The sequence below is a fragment of the Psychrobacter pacificensis genome (genome assembly GCF_900101915.1).
Taxonomy (GTDB): Bacteria; Pseudomonadota; Gammaproteobacteria; order Pseudomonadales; family Moraxellaceae; genus Psychrobacter; species Psychrobacter pacificensis.
The window spans coordinates 1-9,812 of the sequence record NZ_FNAL01000038.1 but is presented as its reverse complement, the minus strand read 5'-3'; the positions used below and the strand labels follow the sequence as shown (position 1 = coordinate 9,812).

The 9,812-nt window shown below is 45.2% G+C and carries 17 protein-coding genes; 16 read left to right on the top strand and 1 reads right to left on the bottom strand.

The genetic code is table 11. The features are described 5' to 3' along the window. Positions 1 to 730 (bottom strand): terminase gpP N-terminus-related DNA-binding protein (locus tag BLR43_RS12985; protein ID WP_208855962.1); only part of this gene is annotated, 730 nt, incomplete at its 3' end. Between the two features lie 173 nt (positions 731 to 903). Here BLR43_RS12985 and BLR43_RS12980 point away from each other — a divergent pair. The 16 genes from BLR43_RS12980 to BLR43_RS12905 all read left to right on the top strand — a co-directional run. Next, positions 904 to 1,740 carry a GPO family capsid scaffolding protein gene (locus BLR43_RS12980; protein WP_093071413.1) on the top strand — a complete coding sequence of 279 codons (837 nt, stop codon included), beginning with the start codon at positions 904 to 906 and terminating at the stop codon, positions 1,738 to 1,740. Between the two features lie 54 nt (positions 1,741 to 1,794). Beyond that, on the top strand, positions 1,795 to 2,814 hold the full coding sequence (locus BLR43_RS12975; protein ID WP_093071412.1) for a phage major capsid protein, P2 family: 1,020 nt from the start codon (positions 1,795 to 1,797) through the stop codon (positions 2,812 to 2,814). A 57-nt stretch (positions 2,815 to 2,871) separates the two neighbouring features. After that, a complete protein-coding gene (gpM, locus tag BLR43_RS12970; protein ID WP_167669419.1) occupies positions 2,872 to 3,633 on the top strand; it encodes a phage terminase small subunit in 762 nt (253 codons plus the stop codon). 2 nt (positions 3,634 to 3,635) lie between these two features. Beyond that, positions 3,636 to 3,932 (top strand): Gp49 family protein, encoded by a 297-nt coding sequence (locus BLR43_RS12965; protein ID WP_093071410.1) that lies wholly within the window; start codon positions 3,636 to 3,638, stop codon positions 3,930 to 3,932. 209 nt (positions 3,933 to 4,141) lie between these two features. Further along, on the top strand, positions 4,142 to 4,594 hold the full coding sequence (locus BLR43_RS12960) for a head completion/stabilization protein (RefSeq protein WP_167669418.1): 453 nt from the start codon (positions 4,142 to 4,144) through the stop codon (positions 4,592 to 4,594). Then, positions 4,594 to 4,800 carry a tail protein X gene (locus tag BLR43_RS12955; RefSeq protein ID WP_093071408.1) on the top strand — a complete coding sequence of 69 codons (207 nt, stop codon included), beginning with the start codon at positions 4,594 to 4,596 and terminating at the stop codon, positions 4,798 to 4,800. The genes BLR43_RS12960 and BLR43_RS12955 overlap by 1 nt, the downstream gene beginning before the upstream one ends. Next, positions 4,791 to 5,198, top strand: coding sequence for a hypothetical protein (locus BLR43_RS12950; RefSeq protein ID WP_093071407.1), 408 nt, complete (start codon positions 4,791 to 4,793; stop codon positions 5,196 to 5,198). Before BLR43_RS12955 ends, BLR43_RS12950 begins: the two co-directional genes overlap by 10 nt. Then, positions 5,185 to 5,496 (top strand): hypothetical protein, encoded by a 312-nt coding sequence (locus BLR43_RS12945; protein WP_075106257.1) that lies wholly within the window; start codon positions 5,185 to 5,187, stop codon positions 5,494 to 5,496. Before BLR43_RS12950 ends, BLR43_RS12945 begins: the two co-directional genes overlap by 14 nt. Then, positions 5,493 to 6,119 carry an N-acetylmuramidase family protein gene (locus tag BLR43_RS12940; protein ID WP_093071406.1) on the top strand — a complete coding sequence of 209 codons (627 nt, stop codon included), beginning with the start codon at positions 5,493 to 5,495 and terminating at the stop codon, positions 6,117 to 6,119. The genes BLR43_RS12945 and BLR43_RS12940 overlap by 4 nt, the downstream gene beginning before the upstream one ends. Continuing rightward, positions 6,116 to 6,547 (top strand): phage tail protein, encoded by a 432-nt coding sequence (locus tag BLR43_RS12935; protein ID WP_093071405.1) that lies wholly within the window; start codon positions 6,116 to 6,118, stop codon positions 6,545 to 6,547. The genes BLR43_RS12940 and BLR43_RS12935 overlap by 4 nt, the downstream gene beginning before the upstream one ends. A 2-nt stretch (positions 6,548 to 6,549) precedes the next feature. Then, a complete protein-coding gene (locus tag BLR43_RS12930; protein WP_093071404.1) occupies positions 6,550 to 6,993 on the top strand; it encodes a phage virion morphogenesis protein in 444 nt (147 codons plus the stop codon). 84 nt (positions 6,994 to 7,077) lie between these two features. Then, complete coding sequence (locus BLR43_RS12925; RefSeq protein WP_167669417.1) at positions 7,078 to 7,686, top strand: phage baseplate assembly protein V; 609 nt, start codon at positions 7,078 to 7,080, stop codon at positions 7,684 to 7,686. Then, complete coding sequence (locus BLR43_RS12920) at positions 7,679 to 8,068, top strand: GPW/gp25 family protein (protein WP_093071402.1); 390 nt, start codon at positions 7,679 to 7,681, stop codon at positions 8,066 to 8,068. Before BLR43_RS12925 ends, BLR43_RS12920 begins: the two co-directional genes overlap by 8 nt. Further along, on the top strand, positions 8,065 to 8,955 hold the full coding sequence (locus BLR43_RS12915; RefSeq protein WP_093071401.1) for a baseplate assembly protein: 891 nt from the start codon (positions 8,065 to 8,067) through the stop codon (positions 8,953 to 8,955). Before BLR43_RS12920 ends, BLR43_RS12915 begins: the two co-directional genes overlap by 4 nt. Continuing rightward, positions 8,948 to 9,478: a phage tail protein I gene (locus BLR43_RS12910; protein ID WP_093071400.1), complete on the top strand. Its 531-nt coding sequence runs from the start codon at positions 8,948 to 8,950 to the stop codon at positions 9,476 to 9,478. Before BLR43_RS12915 ends, BLR43_RS12910 begins: the two co-directional genes overlap by 8 nt. 21 nt (positions 9,479 to 9,499) lie before the next feature. Next, positions 9,500 to 9,812, top strand: a 313-nt coding sequence (locus tag BLR43_RS12905) for a phage tail-collar fiber domain-containing protein (protein ID WP_208855961.1), incomplete at its 3' end; no start/stop codon positions are given.

The window sequence follows — 9,812 nt, the reverse complement described above, 5'->3', positions numbered from 1 at the left end:
CCAAAAAATACAGGCTTGCGCTGTAGTCCTTTTCTGGGCCTTCTATGTTTAGCGTGATTGGATCACCGGTCAGCTCGATCCCTGCAGTTTCCATCGCCCATGCAATGATGTATTCGCGGAATACACGCGCCTGAGCCTTGGATGCGGATAAAAATATTTGATTACGGCCAGTCTCAATGGCATCAAGAAAAGCTTCACGCGCAAAGTACCAAGTTGCGCCAATTTGGCGTGACTTTAATAGGTTACGGATACGATTAGTGAGACCTGCGCTGTACCAGACTTTTTGATAATCAAATAAGCAATCTCTGAATGAATCTTTAAACTTATCGATATCATCTATTTGTATGACGTTTGAAGGGTTTTTTTGTCCTGCTTTGCGCCCACGGTTGGATAGGTTGGGATTGAGATCCGACTGTTTGCCAGACTCTTTATATTTATGGATCTTGGCCATTCTCTCTACTTGACGACCAAGCAGATCAATCTCTTTGAAGTCTTTACCAGTCTTATCGTCCTTGTTAATCAGCTGTACCAATCGCGCTTCGAGCGTGGACTCTACTCGATCTAGAGGCTTTGCTTCATCCCAACCGTCTGATTTTTTCCATCCATCTACGGTCGTGCGCGGCGTACTGATCATTTCTGCAATCGCGCTGATACTCCAACCTTGCCAATAGAGACCACGGGCAACGGTTTTGGGGTTCTCTCCAGTCGGTAGGGTGATAAGGGCAGACATTAACGCAGCTCATAAGGGTATGACGCTACTTTGGTTTATCAGCCTCTCTATATCATGCTTGTTTTGCGTGTATTTGCTCAATCCACGCTTTTTTGTTTTGTTTTTGCATATCGCAATAGGTCAAAGTAAAGCTTTAAAAATGACTTCCCTTTTATCTAACTCATGGACCGTCTATGACTACCAAAACTTTTCGAGTTGCACGCGCCGGACAGACTACGGACGGCCGTGAAATCACTCGCGAACAGATCACCCAAATGGCCGCCGGCTATAATCCAGAAGTATACGGTGCACGGGTAAATTTAGAACATTACCGTGCAATGTTCCCAAATTCTGACTTTCGCTGCTATGGCGACGTGGTGTCACTATCGACTGAAGAAGTTGGCGATCACCTCTATCTATTGGCTGAGGTTGAACCGACCAAAGAGCTGATCGCTTTGGCCAAGTCGAAGCAAAAAGTATATTTCTCAATCGAATTTTATCCAGAATTTGCAGATACGAAAGAAGCCTACATGGTCGGCCTTGCTTGCACTGACTCCCCTGCTTCGCTTGGCACCAGCTACATGCAGTTTTGTCAGCAAAATCCAGATGACAGCCCATTATCTGCACGCAAACAAAACCCTGACACTTACATTTCCACTGCCGAAAGCGCTTGGGAATATAAAGAAGAGCCAAAATCAGTCTTTGCAACCGTCAAAGATATGTTTGCCGCACCTGTCACACCTAAAACAGATAAAGACAAAGAGCTGGCCACCGCACAAGCTTTTGCTGAACTGCCGGCAACCATCAAAAGCTTCCAAGATGTTATGCAAACAATGGCAAGCTCTATTGACACGATCAACACCTCTATTGGGCATTTGAACACCACGGTATCTGATTTTGCTGAAAAGCAAAACGAAGTTGAAACGTCTTTGAAGAGTGTGCAAGACAATCTTGATAATACGCCTGAAGACAATTATACCCAGCGTCCAGCTGCAACCGGCTCATCTGATTACGTCAAATCTGACTGCTAATACTACCTAATAGCAATACTTAACTGACTACTACACACATTAGGACATCAATATATGAAAACTATTACCCGTCAACAGTTTAATGGCTATTTGGCAAATCAAGCACAGCTGAACGGCGTACCCAATGCGACTGATCAATATACTGTCGTGCCATCAGTACAACAAAAAGTTGAAGCGCGAATCCAAGAATCTAGCGAATTCTTGAAAAAGATTAATATCATTCCTGTAACTGATCAAAAAGGTGAGGCATTGGGGCTTGGTATCAGCGGTGGTATCGCAAGCCGTACTAATACTAAAGCGGGTAAACGCCGCGACCCTAAAAACGTTGGCGAAGTTGGTCTTATTTATACTTACGTCTGTGAACAAACTAACTTTGACACAGCGATCAACTATAGCAAGCTTGACGCCTGGGCCCGTGATCCAAAGTTCCAAGAAAAAATCCGCGATGCAGTCGTCAAGCAGCAAGGTCTTGATCGCATTACGATTGGCTTTAATGGCACCGAAGTCGCCGCCGATACTGATATCGAAGCAAACCCACTATTGCAAGATGTGAATATTGGCTGGTTAGAGAAATGGCGTACCAAAGCACCTGAATCAGTCATGACAGAATCAGAAGTCGGTACAGGTCAAGTTTCTGTTGGTGCTAGTGCTGAACACTACAAAAACCTTGATGCTCTGGTCAAAGATTGCCGTAATCAGTTGATTGATCCTATCGTCCGTGATGACAGTGCGTTACGTGTCATTTTAGGTCGAGATCTGCATGATTCGCGTGACTTTAATATGGTCAACGACAACAACACGCCAAGCGAAGTCATCGCAGTAAACAGCCTATTAATGCTCGATAAGGTCGGTGGCGTGCAAATTGAGTCTACCCCTCCGAACTTCCCAGCTGATGCCATCCTGATTACTCCATTAGACAACTTGTCTATCTACTATCAAGATGAAAGCCGCCGTCGCCATCATAAAGATGAGCCTGAGTATGATCGTGTCGCATTCTACGAATCAGACAACGAGGCTTATGTTGTTGAAGACTACAAAGCCGGTTGCTTAATCGAAAACGTTGTACTGGTCTAACCAGTACAGCGGTTTCACAACCTAATGTAGCCAAAAGACTCAATGAAGGATGAAATCATGACAGATAAAACAACCCCAGCGGCTCGCCACCGCCAGAAGGCTCTATCACAAAAAGAAGTAACCAATATCACTGCGGGGCCCAATCAAGCCTATCGCATGTTGCAACTAAAATTGCGTGAAGATAAGCAGGCGTTAAAGTCTAAGCAATCGATCCAAGCCAAAATTGAGCTGAAGCGCGAATTGGTTGGTCATTATGACGAATGGATCAATGCGACTTTAACAGCCGGTAAAGGCGATCAAGACAATCTATTGACCACGCTTATGCTTTGGCATATCGATATCGGTAGCTTTGAGCGTGCGCTTGATATCGCTGAATACGCGATGAAGCATGATTTGAAAATGCCAGACGCGCATCAACGTACACTCGCTACTGTCGTCGCTGAAGAGATTGCTGACACTGCCAAAAAACTGGCTGCCAGTGGTGAGATCACTGATGAGCAAATCGCGCAAGTATTGCGAGCATCAACCATAACAGCTGAAGAAGACATGCCTGATCAGGTACGTGCAAAACTCGCACGTCAAGTAGGTGAGTTGACTGAAGCTGTCACGCCAGAATTTGCCCTTGAGCAATTCCAAACAGCACTAAAGTTTGACGAAAATAGTGGTGTAAAAGGCTCTATCAAACGTCTTGAAAAACAGCTAAAAGATGCTGAGCTCAAACCTAAAGATGAAGCACCTGCAGTTCAAGAAATAGTACTAGATCCACCAACGATTGAGGCTATTCAATCCGATTCGTCTGAAGTACTAAAGGAATCATAATTATGCAAGTTATCACTGTTGAGTTTTTAACGTCTGAAATTGTACCTAATGGTGTTACGTTTACTCGACTAGGCGCAAAGCTTACTCACTGCCAGATTGAAACTAAGTCTGGGTTCGTCTTTACAGGTGAAAGCGCCTGTGTAGATCCTTCTCGATATAACCAAGCAATGGGTGAAAAGATCGCTTATCAAAATGCACTCGACAAGATGTGGGAGCCTTACGGACTTTGGCTTTCAAAAGTTTTGCATGACAAGAACAATCCAGATTCGCCTGAACTACTAGGCGACAACAACTCGTAGCCGCGAGCCGAGGCGGCTCATAACTGCATTCAGTTGATACTGCACATGACAATTATGACCACCGCCTCACCCTATTTTTAATCGTCAAACGAATACTAAAAGAGATGTAAGGCTAGTTGGTGAGGTGACGGCTTACCAAAGCGACAACCATCTGGATGATGAGACAAGTCATTCCTAGTATTCCTCTATTTCATTTATATGGAGTCGTTATGGGTTTTAGTGCTGTCAATCCAGTCGTAGATAACATAGTAATTACTCCTGCATTTATGCCTGATATTTCTGTCAAAGACTTTGCTGACGCAATGAAGCTTGACGGCACAGTAACACCAGCGCGAATGAAATATGCGTTGACTGATTCTGCAAATAGCGTCTGTCGTGAGTTAAAAGCTTGGACGGCCAATGCGCTACACCAGCACGGATCTCTTACTTTAGAAGATTACGACCTGACTAATGATACAGACAAGTGTTTTAGCTTCAAAAAGGCCGTCTATAACTTAGCAAAGGCACAACTGACTGAACATTATCGTGACTATGACACAGGCAAAGATGCTACTGCTCGTACTAAAGAGTTAACACCGACTATCGATAGCTGCTATCGCAATGCACGCAATGCAATTGCTGATATCAAAGATGAACCGCATTCAACCATTGAGCTTATCTGATGCGTGTTGTATCGACATTGCAAGGCGACACAGTAGATTTGATCTGCTTACGCTATTTCAGCTTCACTGGCGGCGTTACTGAACAAGTTATGGATCTCAATCCGCATCTGGTTGGTTACGATCTTGTATTACCTACCGGCGTTGATATCCAATTGCCAGACGCGCCCGAACGTACACAAAAGCAGGTCATTCAATTATGGACGTAACTCAAATTCAGGTATTAACGATTGATGATGTTATGAGTAACCATCTGCAATGGTTGTTGATTACTTTGCCTGTTATCTGGGCTGCTGTTGGTGGCGCTTGCATTCGTCTATTGTTGATCCGCGCCGAGCCTTTTCGGATGCGATCTCAAAATGCGACTGCGGGTGTATTGCTTGCAGTGATGCTGTCGGATATTACTGCAAAACTATTGACGGGTGGCAACTATGCCACTGGCTACGCAGTCATTTATGGCATGGTCGGACGAGAATTGTTTGTCACATTTTATGACTTCGTGAATGACAATGTACGACCCCTTCTAATGTCTGCTTTGCGCCATTTTTTCCCTTTTTTATTCAAAGATAAACCAGCCAACGAGGCGGACAATCATGATCATTCTTGAGACGTTATCGACTTTATCTATCATTGTCATTGCCATCGTTTGTGCTATGACAATCATTAAATATCATCGCGAGCTTGGCTCACTGGTTACGCTCACTATTTTATTTTTCGCGCTGAGCTGTGTCGGCTTGGCATTTGATGAGACCACTGGTCGGGACGGTGTGTGGGCCCTACCCATATTTCGTATGCTTGCCGCTGCTGCAACCGCTACTACTTATTTTAAATTAAGAGCCTTTTGGGCGCGTTATGGCGTGTTCATTAGCGCTATTAATCAATCAAAAAAGGATAATCTTGTATGAGCCCTACCCAACCGATGACACTGGTTAACTGTGATTATAAAGTCGCTGCTCGCCGACTGCGCTGTGATGAAGCTGCTATCCGCGCGGTCAGTGATGTTGAGTCGCGCGGCGATGGGTTCTTATTCGACAAAGATGACAACCAATGGCGTATTAAAATACTGTTTGAGCGCCATATTATGTATCGATTGCTAGACAAAAAATTTGGCCGTGACAAAGCGCTTGATCATGTTCGTACTAGCCCTGATGTGGTCAATACTCGTACGGGTGGCTATAGTGGCGGTACTGCTGAACATGATCGACTTGCTAAAGCCCGTCGCATTGATAAAGACTTAGGTTTAGAGTCAGCAAGTTGGGGCATGTTTCAGCTTATGGGCTTTCACTGGGAGCGTCTTGGCTATAAGTCAGCTGTTGATTTTGTGCTAACGCTATCCAAAGGCGAGCCTGAGCAGTTAGAGGCATTTTGTCGCTTTATCGAGACAGATAAACGCTTGCTCAATGCCATTCGTAGCCGTGACTGGGCCATGTTTGCAGAGATATATAACGGCCGCAATTATAAGAAGAATAAATATGACACTAAAATGCGTGACCGTGCCAAATACTGGGATAAAGAGTTGGCGAAATGATATTTGACGACAGCCTACGCAAATTCTTAACCGATAAAGTCGAGTTCTTTGCCCAGAACCCTGACCGGTTAATCATTAGTGTGGAAAAGGGCTCACTGAAATGGACTGGCCAATCATTGAGCCACCGTCAACACTATCAATTGCTAGTCGAGATTGATGAGTTCCCCGAGAGCATTGACGCCAATTTAGTCATTGTCGCTATTTTGGCATGGTATCAAGAGAATCAAGATCCAGTCCCACCAAACGGGCCATCACCGATTGAATTTGAATCCTATATATTGAGCAACTATACGACCACCGTAGTCTTTACTATCAAAGTCGAAGAAGTTGTCCATGTATCTACTGATGATACTGGTAACTACGTGTTTAATGCTTGTCCACGTCCAATCCTACACCCACCTAAACCACCTCATAACCCGTACAAATAACTATGAGCGATTTAACTGAACTAGCCACTGCATTACCTGAATGGGCGACCGCAATAGCGAGTCAGCTAGATAATAAACAGTTAAAAAAAGTCAATCGCACTCTCGCTATGGAAATGCGAGCGGTCAATCGAGAGCGTATCCGCGCACAAACCGATCCTGATGGTAGCGATTTTGTAGATCCATTGAAAGCTTCTAACAACCCCATGTTTCGTGAGCTGACCAAAGCGCGTCATCTTAAATTTAACGCAACCAGCCGCCATGCCCAAATTGGTTTTGAAGGTAGTGCCGCTAAGATCGCACGCATACATCACGAGGGCCAACGCAGTACTGTCCGTCCTGATAGTTCTAAGAAATTCCCCTACCCCAAACGCGAGCTGATCGGTATCTCTCGTGCTGACAGACATATCATTATTCGAGTACTACGCGAGTCATTAACCGCTGACTAGATGCCCTGCTCTTTTTTGCGTGTATTTACTCAATCCACGCTTTTTTGTTTTGTATCAAAAATCGCAATGAGTGACGATAACGTCATGAATACATCCCCTATCGAAAACGAGCGCCGGCTCCAAAGTTTTATCAATCGAGGCATTGTCACAGACGTTGATCATGCTAATGCTCGTTGCCGGGTGCAGATAGATGGGTTAGAGACCGACTGGCTAAAGTTTTCAGCAGCTCGCATCGGCAAGGTCAAAATTTGGAATCCACCGTGTGTTGGTGAGCAAGTCTTAGTTATTAGCGAGACTGGTGAGCTGTCGACTGGCCTTGTGACCACTTCGTTTGATTATGATGATCAGCCAATGCCGTCTGCCAATGCCGATACGTTTGAGCTTCATTGTGATGATGGCGCGACATTTATCTATAACCACGCGACACATAACCTAGAGGTTACTTTACTTGATGATTCTACTACTACGCTTATTTCCAACCGCGTGCAAATATCTGCTCGCGATGTCAGTTTTGATTGTAATAACTTTGATGTTAATTGCGAGTCCTATTCTATTGGTTGCCAGTCTTATACCGTAAACGGTCAAACCATCAATCAAAACGGAAAATTAATTATTAATGACCAACCGTATTTAGACCACGGTCATAAAAACGTTAAGTCTGGCTCAGACACTACTGGGGGCGTTAATGCTTAATCAAGATAACAACGTCACTGTGATCAATGTCAAAGGCATGTCACGCAGTACTGGTCAGCGTATTGACCAAACCAACCATATCTTACAAAGCGTCCGCGATATATTAATGACGCCTATTGGCAGTCGTGTCATGCGCCGCGATTATGGTTCATTGCTGCCATTCTTAATTGACTCACCTATTAATGCCTATTTTATTATGCAGCTTCGTGCCTCCGTCATTCATGCATTAATGCGCTGGGAAACTCGTGTCACACCAACGCGCATTGAACTGTTGACTGACGACAGTGCCTCACAAGGCGTTGCCAGTTTGATGATTGAATATCGTTATGTGATTAGTAAAAAGATTGAACGTACTTATCTGTCATTAGGCGGTGCGCTATGAGCCGTATTGATCTATCTGGCCTACCTGCCCCTGATATTTTAACGCCTTTAGACTTTGAAGCAGAGCTTGCCGACCTTAAAGCTGAATTGATAGCAAAAGATCCACAACTTGCCGCTGCATTGACGCTTGAAAGCGAGCCATTGACCAAGATCCTTGAGCTGTTTGCTTACCGTCTGATGTCTAAGACCAATCATATCAACCAAACAGCCAAATCAATGCTGCTTGCTTATACCACTGGCACAACGCTTGATCATCTTGCCGCTGGCGTTGGTGTGACTCGTCTATTGGTTAAGCCTGGCAATCCCAATGCCGTCCCACCGATCCCGGATGTCATGGAATCTGACACTGCCTTACGTCGCCGCGTGCAGCTTGAGCCTGAACGTGCTTCTGCAGGTAGCAAGGGCGCTTATCTATTTTGGGCGCTATCCGCTGATGGTGATGTGCGCGATGCCAGCGTGGTTACCGCGTCACCTGGTCGCGTGACTGTCTATGTTCAAAGCCATAATGATGCGATCGCTAGCGATGCACTACGTGAACAAGTAAGACTGGCTGTTGATACGGATGAGCGCCGGCCGTTTACCGATAGCGTACGTATTGCGGCTGGTCAGCCAGAGGATTGGAGCCTACAAGCGGAGCTGACACTCTATCCGGGCCCAGATAAAGACGTGGTGATTGCTGCAGCCCGTGCACAGCTTGATAAATATATCGAGCAAGTCCGCTATTTAGGTTATGACGTTACGCTGTCTGGTTTATATCACGCATTACATCAAGCGGGTGTCCAACGTGTCAGCCTCTTACAACCTACTGCTGATATCAGTTTGCCAGATGGCAAATATGCTAACTGTGTCGACGTGACGATCAGTGCTGTGGAGTACCGCGATGTCTAAGGGGCTACTACCGAAAAACAGCACCAAGCTGGAAAAAGCATTGGATGAGCAGACGCAGCGTATTGATGCGTTACCTGTTACCTTTGCTCGTTTGATTGATGCTGATAGCTGCCCTGAAGCTTTTTTACCGTGGCTTGCTTGGTCACGCCGTGTCGAATATTGGGACGGTCAATGGCCAGAAGCAAAAAAGCGTGATGTGGTGAAAGGTGCAAGAGATTTTAACGCGCAGCGCGGCACTAAAAACACACTCGCACAAGCAATGGAAAACCTGGGCATAGGTCATAGTTTGCTTGCATGGCATGAGCTATATCCAAAAGGCACGCCTTATACCTTTACAGTAAAAATCACTAGCGGTCGTGTGAGTGTGCAGCAGCAACAAGAGATCTATACCGCGCTAGACAGTGTTAAATCTGCCCGTGATCAGTTCTCTATTGATGCCAGTGTCGTGAATGGCTCTCAATTTTATGTTGCCGGCGCTTGTCGGACTGGCAATGTCACTTATCTATCAACTCCAAACGCTTAGGTAACTATTTAGGTAACAATAATGGCCAACTACTATGTATTACTCACTGACCACGGCAAATCTTTTATTGCAAATGCACAAGCGAACTCACAACTTGCATTGACGCATGTGGTGTTGGGTGATGCAAACGATCAGCCATATCTGCCTGATTCGCGTTTGACTCAGACTAGCCTGGTGAATCAAAGAGCAAAAGTAGCCGTAACCTCTATCAAGATAGTCAATGACACGACAGCTGAAGTATCTGCAGTTGTCCCGTCCAATGTAGGCGGCTTTAACCTGCATGAAGTGGGAATTACCGATAGTAGTGGCAAGCTTGTCTACGTGGGTAACTTTC

Bases quoted from the DNA above. Each gene is read 5' to 3' on its own strand.
- BLR43_RS12920 (WP_093071402.1), top strand. From the start codon at position 7,679: ATGCTTAATCAAGATAACAACGTCACTGTGATCAATGTCAAAGGCATG.
- BLR43_RS12925 (WP_167669417.1), top strand. From the start codon at position 7,078: ATGAATACATCCCCTATCGAAAACGAGCGCCGGCTCCAAAGTTTTATC.
- BLR43_RS12960 (WP_167669418.1), top strand. From the start codon at position 4,142: ATGGGTTTTAGTGCTGTCAATCCAGTCGTAGATAACATAGTAATTACT.
- BLR43_RS12935 (WP_093071405.1), top strand. From the start codon at position 6,116: ATGATATTTGACGACAGCCTACGCAAATTCTTAACCGATAAAGTCGAG.
- BLR43_RS12975 (WP_093071412.1), top strand. From the start codon at position 1,795: ATGAAAACTATTACCCGTCAACAGTTTAATGGCTATTTGGCAAATCAA.
- BLR43_RS12930 (WP_093071404.1), top strand. From the start codon at position 6,550: ATGAGCGATTTAACTGAACTAGCCACTGCATTACCTGAATGGGCGACC.
- BLR43_RS12965 (WP_093071410.1), top strand. From the start codon at position 3,636: ATGCAAGTTATCACTGTTGAGTTTTTAACGTCTGAAATTGTACCTAAT.
- BLR43_RS12945 (WP_075106257.1), top strand. From the start codon at position 5,185: ATGATCATTCTTGAGACGTTATCGACTTTATCTATCATTGTCATTGCC.
- gpM (WP_167669419.1), top strand. From the start codon at position 2,872: ATGACAGATAAAACAACCCCAGCGGCTCGCCACCGCCAGAAGGCTCTA.
- BLR43_RS12955 (WP_093071408.1), top strand. From the start codon at position 4,594: ATGCGTGTTGTATCGACATTGCAAGGCGACACAGTAGATTTGATCTGC.
- BLR43_RS12910 (WP_093071400.1), top strand. From the start codon at position 8,948: ATGTCTAAGGGGCTACTACCGAAAAACAGCACCAAGCTGGAAAAAGCA.
- BLR43_RS12940 (WP_093071406.1), top strand. From the start codon at position 5,493: ATGAGCCCTACCCAACCGATGACACTGGTTAACTGTGATTATAAAGTC.
- BLR43_RS12950 (WP_093071407.1), top strand. From the start codon at position 4,791: ATGGACGTAACTCAAATTCAGGTATTAACGATTGATGATGTTATGAGT.
- BLR43_RS12980 (WP_093071413.1), top strand. From the start codon at position 904: ATGACTACCAAAACTTTTCGAGTTGCACGCGCCGGACAGACTACGGAC.
- BLR43_RS12915 (WP_093071401.1), top strand. From the start codon at position 8,065: ATGAGCCGTATTGATCTATCTGGCCTACCTGCCCCTGATATTTTAACG.